At 38.1% G+C, this 16,240-nt stretch carries 15 protein-coding genes and 2 tRNA genes; 10 read left to right on the forward strand and 7 right to left on the reverse strand.

All coding sequences use genetic code 11. The annotated features are described in order from the left end of the window. Positions 1-4: 4 nt before the first annotated feature. The gene (locus LEP1GSC195_RS02700) at positions 5-1,606 is read left to right on the forward strand and encodes an LA_3751/LA_3752 family putative glycosyltransferase (protein WP_408605919.1); all 1,602 of its coding nucleotides are present in this window, start codon (positions 5-7) and stop codon (positions 1,604-1,606) included. A gap of 4 nt (positions 1,607-1,610) precedes the next feature. Here LEP1GSC195_RS02700 and LEP1GSC195_RS02705 read toward each other — a convergent pair whose 3' ends face one another. Continuing rightward, a complete protein-coding gene (locus tag LEP1GSC195_RS02705; RefSeq protein ID WP_015680104.1) occupies positions 1,611-2,921 on the reverse strand; it encodes a hypothetical protein in 1,311 nt (436 codons plus the stop codon). Further along, the gene (locus LEP1GSC195_RS02710; protein ID WP_232227640.1) at positions 2,918-3,451 is read right to left on the reverse strand and encodes a hypothetical protein; all 534 of its coding nucleotides are present in this window, start codon (positions 3,449-3,451) and stop codon (positions 2,918-2,920) included. The genes LEP1GSC195_RS02705 and LEP1GSC195_RS02710 overlap by 4 nt, the downstream gene beginning before the upstream one ends. A gap of 112 nt (positions 3,452-3,563) precedes the next feature. Between LEP1GSC195_RS02710 and LEP1GSC195_RS02715 the strand changes: the two genes are divergently transcribed. Then, complete coding sequence (locus tag LEP1GSC195_RS02715; protein WP_015679832.1) at positions 3,564-5,072, forward strand: ArnT family glycosyltransferase; 1,509 nt, start codon at positions 3,564-3,566, stop codon at positions 5,070-5,072. On the opposite strand, the gene LEP1GSC195_RS02720 is transcribed toward LEP1GSC195_RS02715, so the two are convergent. Next, complete coding sequence (locus LEP1GSC195_RS02720; RefSeq protein WP_051122342.1) at positions 5,020-6,012, reverse strand: glycosyltransferase family 2 protein; 993 nt, start codon at positions 6,010-6,012, stop codon at positions 5,020-5,022. The genes LEP1GSC195_RS02715 and LEP1GSC195_RS02720 overlap by 53 nt on opposite strands. 120 nt (positions 6,013-6,132) lie before the next feature. Between LEP1GSC195_RS02720 and LEP1GSC195_RS02725 the strand changes: the two genes are divergently transcribed. Both LEP1GSC195_RS02725 and LEP1GSC195_RS02730 read left to right on the forward strand, forming a co-directional pair. Further along, positions 6,133-7,131: a glycosyltransferase family 2 protein gene (locus LEP1GSC195_RS02725; RefSeq protein WP_015680096.1), complete on the forward strand. Its 999-nt coding sequence runs from the start codon at positions 6,133-6,135 to the stop codon at positions 7,129-7,131. Continuing rightward, the gene (locus LEP1GSC195_RS02730) at positions 7,131-8,627 is read left to right on the forward strand and encodes an LA_3751/LA_3752 family putative glycosyltransferase (protein ID WP_015680003.1); all 1,497 of its coding nucleotides are present in this window, start codon (positions 7,131-7,133) and stop codon (positions 8,625-8,627) included. Before LEP1GSC195_RS02725 ends, LEP1GSC195_RS02730 begins: the two co-directional genes overlap by 1 nt. A gap of 11 nt (positions 8,628-8,638) precedes the next feature. Here LEP1GSC195_RS02730 and LEP1GSC195_RS02735 read toward each other — a convergent pair whose 3' ends face one another. Then, complete coding sequence (locus LEP1GSC195_RS02735) at positions 8,639-10,180, reverse strand: phosphatase domain-containing protein (protein WP_015679904.1); 1,542 nt, start codon at positions 10,178-10,180, stop codon at positions 8,639-8,641. A gap of 53 nt (positions 10,181-10,233) precedes the next feature. On the opposite strand from LEP1GSC195_RS02735, the gene LEP1GSC195_RS02740 reads away from it, so the two are divergent. Continuing rightward, complete coding sequence (locus LEP1GSC195_RS02740; RefSeq protein ID WP_015680167.1) at positions 10,234-12,006, forward strand: UbiD family decarboxylase; 1,773 nt, start codon at positions 10,234-10,236, stop codon at positions 12,004-12,006. A 100-nt stretch (positions 12,007-12,106) separates the two neighbouring features. Then, entirely contained in the window at positions 12,107-13,078 is a 972-nt protein-coding gene (rfaD, locus tag LEP1GSC195_RS02745; RefSeq protein WP_015680113.1) for an ADP-glyceromanno-heptose 6-epimerase, read from the forward strand. Between the two features lie 3 nt (positions 13,079-13,081). Here rfaD and LEP1GSC195_RS02750 read toward each other — a convergent pair whose 3' ends face one another. The 3 genes from LEP1GSC195_RS02750 to LEP1GSC195_RS02760 form a co-directional block, all read right to left on the reverse strand. Further along, on the reverse strand, positions 13,082-13,381 hold the full coding sequence (locus LEP1GSC195_RS02750) for an ArsR/SmtB family transcription factor (RefSeq protein WP_002973834.1): 300 nt from the start codon (positions 13,379-13,381) through the stop codon (positions 13,082-13,084). A gap of 145 nt (positions 13,382-13,526) precedes the next feature. Next, positions 13,527-14,294 (reverse strand): SDR family NAD(P)-dependent oxidoreductase, encoded by a 768-nt coding sequence (locus LEP1GSC195_RS02755; protein WP_015679871.1) that lies wholly within the window; start codon positions 14,292-14,294, stop codon positions 13,527-13,529. A 58-nt stretch (positions 14,295-14,352) separates the two neighbouring features. Beyond that, positions 14,353-15,045, reverse strand: coding sequence for a hypothetical protein (locus LEP1GSC195_RS02760; protein WP_015679979.1), 693 nt, complete (start codon positions 15,043-15,045; stop codon positions 14,353-14,355). Between the two features lie 213 nt (positions 15,046-15,258). Between LEP1GSC195_RS02760 and LEP1GSC195_RS02765 the strand changes: the two genes are divergently transcribed. The 4 genes from LEP1GSC195_RS02765 to nusG all read left to right on the forward strand — a co-directional run bounded on the left by LEP1GSC195_RS02765 (position 15,259) and on the right by nusG (position 16,204). Then, positions 15,259-15,330 (forward strand) — tRNA-Thr (locus LEP1GSC195_RS02765). 5 nt (positions 15,331-15,335) lie between these two features. Further along, positions 15,336-15,409 (forward strand) — tRNA-Trp (locus LEP1GSC195_RS02770). A 43-nt stretch (positions 15,410-15,452) separates the two neighbouring features. Further along, entirely contained in the window at positions 15,453-15,641 is a 189-nt protein-coding gene (gene secE, locus LEP1GSC195_RS02775; protein WP_015679892.1) for a preprotein translocase subunit SecE, read from the forward strand. After that, positions 15,617-16,204 carry a transcription termination/antitermination protein NusG gene (gene nusG, locus LEP1GSC195_RS02780; protein ID WP_051122343.1) on the forward strand — a complete coding sequence of 196 codons (588 nt, stop codon included), beginning with the start codon at positions 15,617-15,619 and terminating at the stop codon, positions 16,202-16,204. Before secE ends, nusG begins: the two co-directional genes overlap by 25 nt. Positions 16,205-16,240 lie beyond the last annotated feature (36 nt).

The following is a 16,240-nucleotide window of genomic DNA, read 5'->3' on the forward strand; positions in this document are numbered from 1 at the left end:
AATTATGAATTGGCTCTCTCTTTTTCTACATTGGGTTACTTCGAAACGGATCCTTTATCTGATTTTAGGATTGGTAGTGTGTTTCCTTGTTTACAAGAGAATATCCTGGGATTCTGGTATTAGTCCGTTAATTCAATCAGATTCGCAAATCAAACTCTATCAAACGATTCAATATAAAGAAAAAGGGATTCAAAAACACGAATGTTATTCTAAAAATATTGAAATAGACCCGGAGTTCAGGTTTTATCCCTTCCGATATCCTTGGGTATACTTTATTCAAACTCGTGACAATCAGAAGAAATGTGTGTTTCAATATCCAACGTTCTTTGCTCAAACATTTTCTCTCCTTCCCATACCTTACCGTTTTTTAAATGGGATGATATTATTATTTTACTTTTTTCTTACTTTGGGTTTCGTTTATGTCCTTCGGTCTGTATTTTATATTAGAAAAATCGAAATTCTCTGTTTAGGTGCTATTTTATTTTTAGTTGGCTATAGTATTTCGAGTGCTATTGAGTTTTCAGAAAGTATTCCATCTCATATATTCTTGTTATTTTTTTTCTATGGTGCTTTGGTTTTGGAAAGTGCAAAGAAACACATTCTTATTACCTCTTTTTTTGCAGGAATATCCGGAGGTATTTCGATTTTTCTTCGTTCGGAGTCGGTAATTTATATCGGTGTTTTAGGTTTTTTTGTTCTAATCTCCAACCGTCGCAAAATCACTTCTATCATTAAGCTTTATTCACCTTTAATTATTGGTTTTTCGTTAGCTGTATTTTTGTTAGGTGCTTATAACTTTCATGAGTTTGGCGAAATATTTGGTGTGCGAAGTAAGGTGAGTCTAAATGATTTTGGGCGATTGCAATTCAGTGATCGATTACACTTTTTTAAAGAATTTATTTTAGGAAACACATATCGAACAGGTTTTTTATATTATTGTTTTCCCGTAGTTTTACTTATCATATTCTCGTTGATTAAATTGAATCTAACGCAAATTCAGAAACTTGTCATTGGGGTAGCTTTCGTTTCACTGGTTTTTGTTGTTTTACTTAGTCCGTATTCTCAGGGTGGTTTATATCTTGGCCTACGTTATACAGAATTTTCATATTTATTGTTTTCTATATTTGTAATATCTTTGCTTTCGAAAGATGAACATTTAGAAGACAAACGATGGATATTGTTACTAATAATCTTACAAATTGTTTTAGGTTTTTATCACGTGAAACGAAATTTTAAAACAATCGATTTTGTAAAAAAATACCACGAAATTTTGCAGTCCGAATGGAATAAATATCCAGATGCACCGGTAGTTCATTTAAGTACGTTTGATTTGTTATTAATCTCCGATTCGTTTTTGAAGAAACCTCATTTGATAGCTAATAAACAAAGTGAATTTGAGGATTTAGAGACTAGGTTTCATGACCTAGGTATATCTCAATTCCGAGTTTTCGTCTATGACTTTAAGCCACCGAAAGATGATAATATTTCTGATGAGTTTTATAATGAATGGGTAAACTCAAAATATGAAATCGAATCTAAATTCTATAGAAAGATTTCTGATTCTAATACGGCGGGCTACCGCTATATGCTATGGGAAAAAAAATAGAGATTTATTTTTTTAGATCTTTATGAATCATCCGTTTGAACTGTTTAATTAATTCATTGCGAAATCCGGTGAAACCTTTTGTTATGACCTCTTCATTTTCCTTACCAAACTCACCAAAAATGACCAGCGGAATCAAAAATAATTGAAAGTGAATCCTATCATAAGCTTGTTCTAGATGAACTTGAGGATCAAGCGACGTAAGAAGAAAAATCCCAGTATAAATAGAGACACTGACGAAGTAGAATAACACACCGATCCTAAGATTTAAACTCCCCCAAATCAGAACGATGGCTAAAAGGACAAAGGATAATCCTTTGGTGAGGGTAAGGTAAAATTTAAGAAAGAACTTGGTAACCAAATACCAAAGGTCTCCATCCAAAAGTCGTTCGATGATAAAACTAGTGTGAGAGGAAGATTGGTTTATTCCTTTAAAATCTGACGATAAAAAACTTCCCTTTCCGAAGAGATACCAAGTTGGGCTCCCGAACAATACTAATAGAAGTAGGGCAATCATAAAGAATTGTATCTTAAATGTTTTTTCTATTACTGCATACAAAATGTAAAATCCACATAATACGATTGAAATCAATAAAGCTTCACTTTTTAAATTGATTAACAAAGCAATTGCAAAGAAAATCCAATAAAAATCTTTTTCTTTGTCTCTTTTGATAAGGAAGTATGTAGCTATCGCAATTGTTACTGAGACAGGGAAATCGGCGCAAAGGTCGGAAATAACGAGCAAGTAATTAGGATGGAATAAAAATGCTCCTATCATTATTAGAAATCCCCACTTCACTACTGATTTCTGTAGGTCCAATGTCCTTTCTATTAGAAAAAAATACAGAAGTACCAAGTATAGATAGTTTGGAATCTTTAGAGTGATAAGAAATTCACTTAAGCTGGAAAAAACAAGTGATAGGTCAGCATGGAGAAAAGGAATACCTAGCGGATAATTTGGCATCCTCCAATATTTGTTCCAGATAGGTAATGGATTTCCATCTAGAATGGAGAGCGCTAACATTCGCCCCTTTCCGACCCACATTGCATAAGCGTCTAACATCCCAAAGGGGTTAAGGCTCCAACGAATTTCAGAAATATAACTAACTAATAGGAATAGGAATGAAAGGGAAATAATAAATATAATGTTTTGTTTTTTCTTTCTATAATTAATTGACTGTTGGAGAAGGCGAAAGGAACTCACAAGCGTTAGTAACAAAAGAGAGAAAAGAAGGGCGAGAAAAAACTCAGGAAAAAAACCTAGAAAAACAAAAGAAACTAAATTTGCTGCTAAAAGGGTTACTAGTAGAATTTTCATTGTTTCTCCCAAAAGCATATTGAGTAAAACTCACCCGATATCTTCTGTTTACAGTTTTGGAAGTGGGTAACGTCTTTATTTTCTATTTTTGAATTTTGGTTAGCTAAAACGATATATCCCGATTTTGGAAGCGCCGTCTCGAAGGATTTTAGTAAAGTTGGTGCAGAAGCCATCTGTAAAACATCAAATTGGAAGATTTGGTTATCTATATAATACAATTCTTCTTTTCCATTTAGCTTTCTAAATTTTTCCGAAAGCAAATGGATATCATTGAAATGATTTGGATAAAAGAGATGGGGATATCCGCTAACGAGTTGTCTCATGGAATCCATGCTGCGTTTTGTTGATCGAACTTGTTTGGTTAGTTCTCCCCATGTTTGAAGAGCTACTAAAAGTAGATAAACACTAAGGATAATTGTTAAAACTGTCTTCGCTTTGTTTTTCATACGAGTTTGGATTTTAACGATAAAGATAAGCCAATCTTCCATTTGGATCAAAAATTGGAAAGTTAAAACTCCTTTGTTATGCAATCGGCTTTCTTTTTTTCGAAACTTTCTGTCCAACCAGAATAGCTTGACTAAATTATCCAAGATTTTAGTTTTTATGCGTTAGCCTGCATTATTTTTTAGTTTCGTATACATCATGAAAAAAATATTAAATTCTTCTTTGTTTTCCTCATTACATTTCCGTAATTGTTTAGTTTTACTTTTTTTACTTTTTTTTGCCTTATTTTTACGATACCCATCGTTTGGCTACACAGCAATTGATTGGGATGAAATCACCTATTCCTTGATAGGGGAGGGTTGGTTACAGGGAAAATTACCCTATCGAGATCTTTGGGATATAAAACCAATTGGAATCTATATCATTTATGCGATCATTCATGGTCTTCTTGGATTTTCTATTTTTGCAATCCGAGTTTCTACGTTGATTGTTGTCGTTTCTTCTGCTTATGTTATATGGTTAGTTCTCAGGAAAAGTAATCGTTCTTTTGCATTCAGTGCCGGCCTCGCTTTTTTAATACTTTTTAGTTATTTCCTAAACGGCCTTTCGGGAAACACGGAATTATTTTACTTATGCCTTGAAATCATTGGTGTTTGGTTTCTCTTTTATGGAAAAAAGCAATATCGGTTTGTAAGCCCTTTAGTTTTAGGTTTTGCGTTTATTATTAAATACAATACAGCCTTCGATATTTTGGGTTTTTATTTTCTCCATTTATATTTACATAGAAGACAGATTCTAAAAAATCCAAAATCTTTTTTTGGTTATGTATTCTTTTACGCGATCACGATTCTACCATTTCTCGTTAGTACTGTTTGGATTTTTTGGGTTGGGCTTGGGGACTCCTTTTTAGAAACGCATAAAATTTTGTTTTCTAATTATGCAAAAAAGGTTACATTTCTAGAGAAAGTCGTTTCCTTAGAAACATATCCGGTTCTTGCGGCACTTATCCTGATTCAGATGGTGACTTTTTTTCTTTATCTTGGAAAAAAGAAAATTCCTAAAGTTTTACTCGTTAGTTTTATTTGGACTATTACATCGTTTTTTGCTGCAACTTGGACGGGGTATTTCTTCGAACACTATTACCTTCCCATGATAGTGCCTGTAGTCCTTGGTTCTTCATTTCTCTTTCGATTTATTAATATGAAATACTTCTTTCGATATAAGCAACAAGTTGCGATTATCGTAGTGATTTTTGGTTTGATCCCTTTAGCGGTGATTGTTCGAAAGAGAGTCATCAAACTTTCGAAAGTTTACCCTGATATTGCAAAAGAGATATTTGTGGATATACAAAATGCAAATTTAGATCCACGGCCAGTATTCGTAGCCAAAGGGACTCATGGAATTTACTCTTTATTCAAACAAATCCCTATCAACCGAGTCATACAACCTGGTAACTTTACGGACAAAACGAACGCAAAGGCAATGTTCATTGATAATGAAGAAATTAAGGGAAAAGTTTCAGAAAAAAAGCCTGGCCTAATTCTTTTTTGTGACCTGGATGTTTTCCAAAATCCGATCACAAGTTTTGATTCATCCTGGAACCAGGAACTTCTAATTTTTTATTACGAATATATTCGAAAGGATTATCGTTACTTTAAGACTTATTTCCCGAACTGTCACGTTTATTTGAGGAACGGGGCCCTTTAGTCTTAAATCCGATTGTGTCTTTGGCAACATATACGGGTCTTCCTTTTACTTCGATAAAAATTCTGGCGATATATTCACCAAGAACCCCAATACCGATCAGTTGGATCCCACCTAAGAAGAGAATGATGACAAGTGTAGAGTCGTAACCTGGTACATCGACTCCTTTGAGAATCACTCGAATGATTCGATAGATTAAATAAATAAACGCACTGAAGGAGACAAAAAAACCAAAATAGCTCCAAATCTTTAATGGCATCGTACTAAACATCAAAATTCCATCTAAAGCAAAGTTCCAGAGTTTCCAATAATTCCACTTTGATGAACCTTTAAACCTCGCCTGCCTTTCATATTCCACGTCTATCTGCTTAAATCCTACCCAAGCAAACATACCTTTTAAAAAACGATTTTTCTCTTTCATAGTAGAAAGTGCTTCTACTACTTTTCTATCCATAAGTCGAAAATCTCCGACATCCACAGGGATTTCTACTTCACTCATATAACGAATGACACGGTAAAAATGTTTTGCCGTAAATTTTTTTAGAAAGGATTCTCCTTGTCTGCCAGATCGTTTGGCCGTAACAACATCGTAACCCTCTTTCCATTTTTCAATTAACTCGGGAATTAGTTCAGGTGGATCCTGCAAATCGGAGTCAATCGGTATAACAACGTCTCCCGTTGCATAATCTAAACCAGCTGACACCGCCGCTTCTTTGCCGAAGTTTCTCGAAAAGTCTACAACCTTAATATTTGGATTTTTTTTGTGATGAAAAATTAATCTTTCTATAGTGCGGTCCCGACTGCCATCGTTTACGCATACAATTTCATAAGTTGTTTTTAGGGCTTGGAGGTGGGGGACAATTCGTTCAAAGAACTCATCTGCTCCCGATTCTTCGTTATAAAAAGGAGTAATAATGGAGATCTTCTTTAGTTGACGATTCATTGTTTCCTGTCAACGATCTTTCAAAATATGCGCAAGGCAACTTTTTTTACTGGTTTTTTTGTGGTCATTTCGTTTATTTCCTTTTAGAATCAGTTAAGTTCCTTCAATCAAATATTTCTTATGCACTATTATCTAATCCCACGAAAAAATCCAAAATTATTGTCTATCATTATCCCTTGTTATAACGAAGAATCTTCTCTTCCTTTCTTAAAAGAAAGACTTAACGAATTAATCAAAATTTTACCAACGAAAGTGGAAGTCATTTTTGTAAACGATGGCAGTACCGATCAAACTATTTTTCAGTTGGTTTCGTGGTCAAACAGTGATCCGCAAATTCAAGTCATTAGTCTGTCGAGAAACTTTGGACATCAGTTGGCTGTAACTGCTGGAATGGACTATGCCAAAGGTGATGCGGTTGTGGTGATGGATGCAGATTTGCAGGATCCGCCTGAAGTGATTTTGGAGATGCTCGCTAAGTATAGAGAAGGATATGATGTAGTTTATGGACAAAGGTTGGCTCGTTCGGGAGAATCATTTTTCAAAAAAACAACTGCCTGGGCATTCTATAGACTAATGAAAATTTTGGTCCATAAAGATTTACCTTTGGATTCCGGTGACTTCCGCCTAATTTCCCGAAGGTGTTTGGACGCTTTAAATGGGCTTCGTGAAAATCATCGGTTCCTTCGAGGAATGAATGCTTGGATTGGTTTTCCGCAGACACCCGTTTTTTATAAACGTGATCCAAGGGTAGCTGGTGAAACAAAATATCCGTTACGGAAAATGTTAAAACTTGCAATGAATGCAGCTGTTTCTTTTTCACCGCTACCTTTGCGATTTAGCTTGGGACTCGGCATCATAGTGGCGCTCATCGGATTTGGAGTCGGTGTATATGCGTTGTTCCGTGCTTTTCAACACTTTATTTTAGAAATGCCGATTGTTTATAATCCTGGATGGGCGACAATTGTGACTCTCATTTGTTTGATCGGTGGTTCGATTCTTATTTCTATAGGAATTTTAGGTGAATACATTGCTCGCATTTTTGAAGAATCAAAAGGCCGCCCGCTTTATGTCGTTGAATTTGTGAATGGTTTTTCCATTGGAGAAAAACCCAGAAAATAATGAATAAATCGTTTCGATACATTCTGCCAGCCATATTTTTAATGATCACACTTTTGATTGCTGGTTATACCAGGCCAAGTTATAGTTTTGCTGGTGATAGCATTGCGAAAGTTCTACAATCAGTCTTCTGGTTAGAAAACGGATTTATAAAGCAGGGGATTCATTATCCAGGTATGGATATAGACCCGGAATATAAGTATTTCTATTTTAAACATTCTTATAACCTTCAATTGGATCAAAACGGGAGTATGATTGCTCCCTTTCCATTTCTAAATACAGTATTAATCACACCATTCATTCAATTAAATTGGCCGGAAGGAATTGTTTATTTAGGCGCTGTTTTGTTTTGGCTGTATTCTTTTTTAATTTATCGTGTAACGAAGAAATGGTGGTTTTTTTTAGTCATTCTTCTGTTTACTCCTCTATTACAGCATTTTTTAGCTTTTTCCGATATTGCCTTTGGCTCTCTATTTTTAACGTTTTTTTTGCTAACGTATTTTAAAGAACCTCGCTTCCATTTTGTAACTGCAACAGCGGTTCTCTTGGCTATCTTAGCCTTGTTTTTAAGAACTGAGATTCTTTTACTTTTTGCGTTTTTGGTAATGATTCATCTTTATTCCATTTTTAAAAATGGAAGTGGGTTTTACCGAAACAATTGGCATTTTAAAAGATTATTCGTTATTTCTTTCATCGTTTTTGTTTATGTGAGTGTGAACTATTTTGTTTATGATTCGATACTTGGGCCTAGGTTCGATAATAATAAAACAGGTATATTTCGTTTCGGAATGGATGTGCTTCAAAAATGGAAAAGTCTTCTCCTTTGGGGAAATTCAAGGGTTGGACTTCTTGGATACTCACCTTGGCTTTTAGTTTTTATTGTTATGTTTATGTTCTTTCATCCGCAGAAAAGAAAGACAATCACTAGGAATCTTTTTTTTGTTTGGATTCTAATTGTATGTATAGTTTCTATTTTTTCACCTAACGATTCTAATATTGATTGGGGTACTCGTTATTATTCCTGTTTCAGTTTATTTCCTATTTTACTTTTATCAAATTTTAAATGGAAGAGAATAGTTGGCAGAAAAAAATACATTTTACTTTTTTTCCTAGGAGCCGGACTAATCTATTCGATTTACATAAATGCAAAAGTCTGGAAGGAAATGAAAAATATTTCCGTTCAGATTGAGGAATTAGTAACGAAACTAAGTTTAGACCCACCAGACTATTATATTGTGGAAGATCCTTCCATTGCGAATTCTCTTGGAATTATGCATATTCGAACTTCCATTTTTTATGGCAGCCCGATAGAGGTCATAGAAAACTTAGGTGGTTCATTGAAAGGAAAACAAGTGCGTTTTTTACTATTCCCTATGGCCAAATTGGCAATAGAAACAGAACCATTTTGGAAGAAAATCGCGACAAACCAATCATGCGTTTTTTCTCCCGTAAAACTTCGAAAAACAGTAATGTTCTCTGCTTTGTGCAGAATAAACTAAATCTATAAAAATTAAGATTGGAAGGCAGAGAGAAGGCCTTCCTTTAATTTCTGTCTAGAAGTCTCTGCAGATTTTGGCAGCGTTAATTCCTCGAGCAATTTTAATAAAAAACTTTCATCTACTAATTTCCCCTCTAACACCTTCCCAATCATTCCCGCCACAACTCCCAGAGTCTGTTCGATTGTAAAATGTCCTTCCGATTCTAAAAGCATCGACATTCCTAGAGCACCTTCCGTTCCATAAAACGCTTGTTTGGTCCCAAACAACGACTCATACATTCCCGCCGGAAGTGCGTCCTTAACTTTTTCACGCATTTCCTGTTCACTGGGTCCGTGGCCAGTCCTGTTGATAATACTTAAAGAAACTGGATTGATGGTTCCATGGATTCTATGAATTTCTTCGGAAAGGAGTCGGATTTTTTTGGCAGCATCTCTTGTGATCGCATCCCTACCTAGGAAGTTGAGTTTGTACAGATACTCTTCCAATTCATCCCCGGTGAGTTTTCCCATACAGATAATTTGGTAGAGAGTAAAAATCATATAATCCGATTCCGTATTGTCACCGAGGAGAATTTCTTTGGATTCTGTGGGGAGATACACTCGGTCATAGAGAAGAATCGAAAGTTTATAGGACATTTGGTCAAAGAGACTTTGGTAAGAAGCTCCTAAGAATTTTTTGGTTCGAGACCAAGCTGGTTTGAATCCATTCTGTAAAAATTCGATAGGGTTAAAAATGGTCCCAAGCACTTTATCAAAAACACCTTTAATGGTACCTTCCAAATATTTTAAATGTAAGGATTCAATTTGGATATTGTCTTTGGCAATGGTCGCAAGCATGGTCCTGCGAAAGAAGTGAGGGCTTGCGGAAATAAAAGCAAGGGGTGCATTCGATAAGGATGTTCTGAGTTCCCTATACAATTCTGGCATTCCCGGAAGCGCCTGCTTTTGGTTAGGTGTTTCAAAAACTGCTGAAAACTTTCCCTTCCCAGAATGGATGTCTGTAGCCAAATAAGTTTGGTCAATGTCGGAAGTGACCACCATCCCTTTGTAGTCTTCGGCAAGGATCCTGAGTTTACCTTTACCCACAATGGTAGTCTTTCCTAAAATCGAATCTTCTGTGGTATTCAAATGGGCTAAGTCTTTGGAGTATTGGCGAAAACTATCGAGGCCTTCCAGGACCACTTGGAAGTCATGAGATCCAACGGGCAGTTTGTCTCTGATTTCACAGGAAAAAAATCCGTCTTCGTCGGCTTTGATTTTTCCGGAAGTGTAGATTTTATTTCCACCAACATCATACACTTCCAATTTCAATACGGGTTTTCTGACCGGTGCCAAAGAGAAATCTAGGAAAGGTGTGATTTTTGTTTCTTCCCCAATAAAAAGTCCGGTCATGAGATCCCAAAGTCCTTCGGCTTTCATAAGATCTGTAATCCCCACATCCACCACTTGGCCCCGGACATAGGAGCGCCTTTCTCTCCCTAAAGATCCTCCGCAGACAGCAATTCTTTTGATATCGGTAATGATTGGTTGTGTGGTATTTGGTTCTTGGGACATAGATTTTATGCCCTATAGCGTCTAAGAAAACAAGGAGCCGTCTATTCCTTTTTATGGTTTCACTACGATCCACCAATGATTTTGTCCGACTTTTGCAAAAGGAAGGAGAGCTCCATGTAATTTCCGATCCTGTGGATCCATATTTGGAACTGGCAGAGATCCAAAGGCGTGTGGTTGCCAAAAAAGGCCCAGCCCTTTTGTTCACCAATGTCAAAGGAACCAAGTTTCCCGTAGCCACCAATCTCTATGGATCCGAAAAGAGAATCCATCTTGCTTTTGGACCAAAACCCGTAGCTACCATCCAACGTCTGGCCAAACTTGCCAAAGAAATTTTCCCACCCAGGTTTTCCAAACTTTGGAAAGAACGGTCTCTCGGCCTTTTACCCTTCCAAGTGGGATTAAAGCAGGTGAGAAGGGCTCCCGTTCTCTCTGGTAGCGTTCTTTCGACAAACGACTTACCTCAGGTAGTTTCTTGGCCGAAAGACGGAGGAGCCTTTGTGACTCTCCCGCTTGTCTACACAGAGCACCCCGAGTCGGGAAATGGAAACTTAGGAATGTACCGGGTGCAACTTTATGGGGACAAAACTGTCGGCATGCACATCCAAATCCATAGAGGAGGAGGGTTCCATTATTATGAGGCGGAGAAAAAAGGCCAGGCCCTTCCGGCCCATGTGTACATCGGTGGACCTCCTGCACTTACCATTGCCGCCGTGGCTCCTCTTCCGGAAGAGATTCCTGAACTTGTTTTTGCTTCCTTTTTAATGGGTGAAAAACTTCGGATGACAAGAGACAAATCGGTTTCCCCATACCCTATCATTGCCGACGCTGACTTTGCATTGATTGGAACCATTCCTCCCAAACTTAGAAAACCAGAAGGGCCGTTTGGTGACCACTACGGATACTATTCGTTGTTACACGATTATCCTTATTTGGATCTAACCCATATCCGACACAGAAAGGATGCCATTTGGGCCGCCACTGTTGTGGGAAGACCTCCCCAAGAAGACCACTACATCGCTGAGTTTTTACAGGATTTACTTTCTCCTATGTTTCCACTTGTCATGCCACAGGTGCTCGGTGTTTGGGCTTATGAAGAATCAGGAGTTCATTCCCTTGCGGCGGCTGTTGTGAAAGAACGGTATTTCCGTGAAGCCTTTATGGGAGCCCTTCGAATCCTCGGAGAAGGACAGTTGTCCCTCACCAAATGTTTACTTGTGACAAACGAACGAGTGAACCTTAAAAACTTTTCGGAAACCTTCCGTGTCATCACAGAAAGATGTGATCCAAGAACAGATTTTTTTATCTTTAGCCATATCAGCCAAGATACTTTGGATTATACTAGTGGGACCGTGAACAAGGGAAGTAAGATGCTCTGGATGGGAATTACGGAAGCTAATGCCCCTTTAAAGTATCCCAACTTACCGAAAGAATTTGTCGGAAATTTCAAAGACAAACGTTTCCAAAATCCAAAAGTATTTTTACCGGGAGTCCTTGTGGTCAAGGGTTCGGCTTATGTTAAGGAGGATCACTTAGCACTTGCTTTATTGCAAGAAGATCTTGGTCGATTCCATTATGTTTTTCTTGTGGATGACGCAGAAGATTCTGTACGAACCGATTCCGATTTTATCTGGACTATGTTTACAAGAATGGAGCCGGCATCGGATATCTATGCAAGAACCGAAACCAAACAAAACCATATCTCATACCAAGTGCCCATTGTATTTGATTGCCGGATGAAACCTTGGATTCCTGAAGTTCTTGTTCCGCTTCCGGAGACCATAAATCAAGTGGATACAAAATTTGGAAGAATGATCGACTACATCTGATTGGCTCTGATCTGATCCTTAAAGATCTAGATCAGATTTTCTTCTTTGTGAAAAAAGTTTATAGAAAGAAACGTTGGATAGGAAAAACTAAAACGAATACATGGCAAAAAAACTTACTCTAGTCACCGGTGGTGCGGGCCTCATTGGCTCTCAAATCATAGAAGATCTCAATCATAATGGAAATACCGATATCTTGGTCGTGGACCATCTCGGAACTACGGAAAAATGGAAAAACCTACAAAGGAATTTTTTCCAAGATTACTATGAAAAGGACAGGTTCGAATCCTTATTAGATTCCGGAAGTCCCCTCTTAAACGATATCTCTGAAATTTACCATTTAGGTGCCTGCTCTGCTACAACGGAAAAAGATGCCACTTATCTTATGCATAATAATTTTCAGTACACGAAGAAACTAGCTGAGTTTGCTGTTTCCAAACGAATTCCTTTTCTCTATGCCTCGAGCGCTGCCACTTATGGAGAAGGAGAATTTGGATACGACGACAAGGCTCCTATCGAGAACTTAAAGCCTCTAAATATGTATGGGTATTCCAAACAGCTTTTTGATCTTTACGCAAAAAAAACGGGAATCGCTGACAAACTCATAGGCCTCAAATACTTCAATGTCTTTGGGTATGGGGAAGCACATAAGGGTGATATGCGTAGCCTTGTTTTGAAAGGATACGAACAAATCAGAGATACGGGGGAATTGAAATTATTCAAATCCTATAAACCCGAATACAAAGATGGAGAACAAAAACGAGATTTCCTCTATGTAAAGGATGCCAGTAAAATCAGCATTTACCTTTGCAGTGAACGAAAGTACGGATTGTACAATGTAGGGAGGGGAGTTGCAGAAACATGGAATGATTTAGCGAACGCTTTGTTCGCTTCCATGAACAAAGTCGTAAACATTAAATACGTAGATATGCCAGAATCATTAAAAGGCAAATACCAATACTACACTTGTGCAGAAATGGAAAAAATAAGCCAAACGGGATATCCCTTCGGTTATACCAACCTAAGGGATGCTGTGGGAGAATATGTTCGTTTCTTATTAGAAGAAAGGTCTTAGTGTTTACTTTTTATACACTTTGACGATCGTTTGAATCAGATCTTTGAACTTTGGATCTTTCAAACTATAAAACACTTGGTTTGAAGACTTACGTGATTCTAAGATTCCGTTGTTTTTCATCTTACTTAAGTGTTGGGAAGCTGCTGATTGACTAGTACCAAGTAATTCTACAAGTTGGCCGACAGTTTTTTCTTCTTTAGCTAGGGTATATAGAATCAATAAACGAATAGGGTGCGCGATACCTTGTATCCCTTTAATGGCTTGTTCCAATTGTTGTTTCGATAGTTCTGTTTTTATTTTCATCGGTAAAGATTCCGTTATATCCTTATGACGAATCTATACTGATTTTACCTACGAAATTTTTTTCGTTTATAAAAAAAATGACAAATACATGCAATAAATTTCGGGAACCCTCGGAAGATACCGAGGGCAAAAGGATTAATCAAAGTTAGATTCGCACGCCACCAGAAATTTCCAAAACGACACCGGTAACTAAATCATTGGAGATGATGAACTCAGCAGTGGATGCAATTTCATCTGGTTCGCCCAGTCTTCCCACGGGAATGATGGACTTCCATTTTTCTAAAGCCTCTGGATTCATATCTTTTAGAACCATTTCCGTTCCTATAAATCCGGGAGCAATCCCTGCCACGCGAATTCCAAATTTGGCAAGTTCTTTGGACCAAGTTACAGTCATGGCCGCAACTCCGGCTTTCGCTGCACTGTAATTGGTTTGGCCCGAGTTTCCATGCATGGCAATGGAAGCGATGGGGATGATCACACCCTTTTTTTGTTCAACCATCTTTGCGGCTGCTTCTCTTGCGGTAAGGAATACACCTGTAAGATTTACATCGATGACCGATTGCCACTGGTCGATTCCCATCTTTCCTTTTACTTTTCCGGTTTCTTTGTCTACTCGGATAAGTAGTCCATCACGTAAGATTCCTGCATTCAAAATGGCTACATCCAAACTACCTTGGAAAGCTACCGCTTCATCCATAAGACGAATGCTGTCTTCTTCTTTGGCCACGTTGGCAACAATGCCTGTAGTTTTGATCCCATCTTTTTGGAAGAGGGCGACGGTTTCGTCCAATTTGTCTTTTTGGATGTCTGAGAGAATGATATTGGCTCCGGCTTTGCCTAAACGGTAAGCCATTGCTTTTCCGAGTCCACCGGCAGATCCGGTGACGAGAATGTTTGCACCTTTTAATTCCATGTCCGCCAGTTTCGAAAATGGCGAACATGAGGTCTATCGAAATAGAAGGTAGATTTTCTTAGATTTCTGCTAGTTCTGCGCTACGGAACGACACATAATTGTCGTTAAACGGAATTTCTACACGAGCCACGGTTCGGTCTGGGTGGGTGATGATCCGAAATAGGTTAGGGTCCACCCCTTCATTTTTCAGTAAAATCATAATGAGGGCAATTCCAAGACCGGCACCTTCTGTGTTGTCCATATTGTCCATATAGAACTCTGCAATGTCATTGTAGTTCATGGACTTTTTCATTTTTTCCCGCATCCGAGCCTCCTCGGTTTTAATTACGGGAGTGTTGTTTGTGACTTCGACAAGTAGTCCATCTAAACAGTAGTGGAATTTGATTTGTACATAGACACCACGAGCGAGACATCGTTTGCCATATTCATCAGCCATCTTTTCGGAAAACTTTTTGGAGTAGTCTTTGATTCCCTGGAAGTAATCGTTTTCATCGGTGATGTCCAAACCTTCGTCTTCAAAAAAAACTCGTTTTTGGTTGGCTTTGATTCCATTGATGGTTAATTCTTTGGAGATGGTATAAAGCATTTCCACAAATTGGGTTTGGCCCACTTCGGCAAGAATGTTGGTGATAAGACCTAGGACATATTGTTCCAATTGGCGATTCATCCGTGAGGACCGGACTACAATTTTGGATTTTGCCTTTACCAAATCGGGGATTTGTGTTTCTAATTCTACAAAGGGTTTCGCCACGAATCATTCCTTAAAGCGGGGACTGTTCCCACATGGTTCTATTATCGAACGGGGAAATCCACAACTAAAATCTCAAGGGAAATTCATGGTTTTTCTTGTTTTTTCGCCATTTCCATGAAATAAACTCATTTTCCATTGACCAAAGAGCCTCATTTAAAATAGTGTAAAAAACCTAGCCTTGCTTGGAAACCCGCGCTTGGGTGGGAAACGTTTGCCCTCTTAGCTCAGTGGTAGAGCACTTCCATGGTAAGGAAGGGGTCACCAGTTCAAGCCTGGTAGAGGGCTTGTTTAGGGCTGTAGTTTAATGGTAGAACTAGGATCTCCAAAGTCCTTGGTGGGAGTTCGATTCTCTCCAGCCCTGCCAGATACTGCAGAATATATAGAATTAGAGAACAGGACAAGGATCAATGAAAGCTACGAGTTTCATTCAGGAATGTAAAGCAGAACTTGAAAAAGTGCATTGGCCTACGCGCCAAGAAGTTGTGAGTTCTACCGTTGTAGTCCTAGTTACAGTATTTATCTTTTCCCTATTTTTATCAGCTTCGGATTTCATTTTCCTTAAGCTGTTAAAATGGTTCTGGGCATTAGGAACATAGGTAGGGAAGTGGGCGATTCTTTAGATAAAAAATGGTATGTGCTTCAAACTTATTCCGGTCACGAGAATAAGGTGAAGACAAACATTGAAAAGATGGTCCAACAACAAAAGCTGGAAGACCAAATTTTTGCGGTAAAAATTCCTTCGATGGAAGTTGCCGAGATGAAAAACGGCAAGAAGAAGGTCACTAAGAAAAAACTCATGCCGGGTTACGTTCTCGTTGAGATGAACATGACCGATGACCTTCGATTTAAAATCCAGAACTTACCTTCTGTGTCTACATTTGTAGGCGGAAAAGGAAAAGGTCCGGAGCCACTATCCCTCGATGAGATCAAAAATCTCTTCAGTGATGTGGGAAGTGTGGAATCGGAAGAAGTTTCGAGACCTCGTTTCCTATTTAAAGTGGGTGAAACATTGAAAATTATAGATGGTCCGTTTGCTAATTTCACAGGACTTGTGGATGAAATCTTCCCTGATAAGGGAAGGCTCCGCGTTCGTGTAGAAATTTTCGGAAGATCCACTCCTGTTGAGTTGGATTACCTCCAAGTAAAATCGGAACAATAGAACTGATAGATTGATTTGAGTAAGGAACTATAACGA

The sequence above is a fragment of the Leptospira wolbachii serovar Codice str. CDC genome (assembly GCF_000332515.2).
GTDB classification, from domain to species: domain Bacteria; phylum Spirochaetota; class Leptospiria; order Leptospirales; family Leptospiraceae; genus Leptospira_A; species Leptospira_A wolbachii.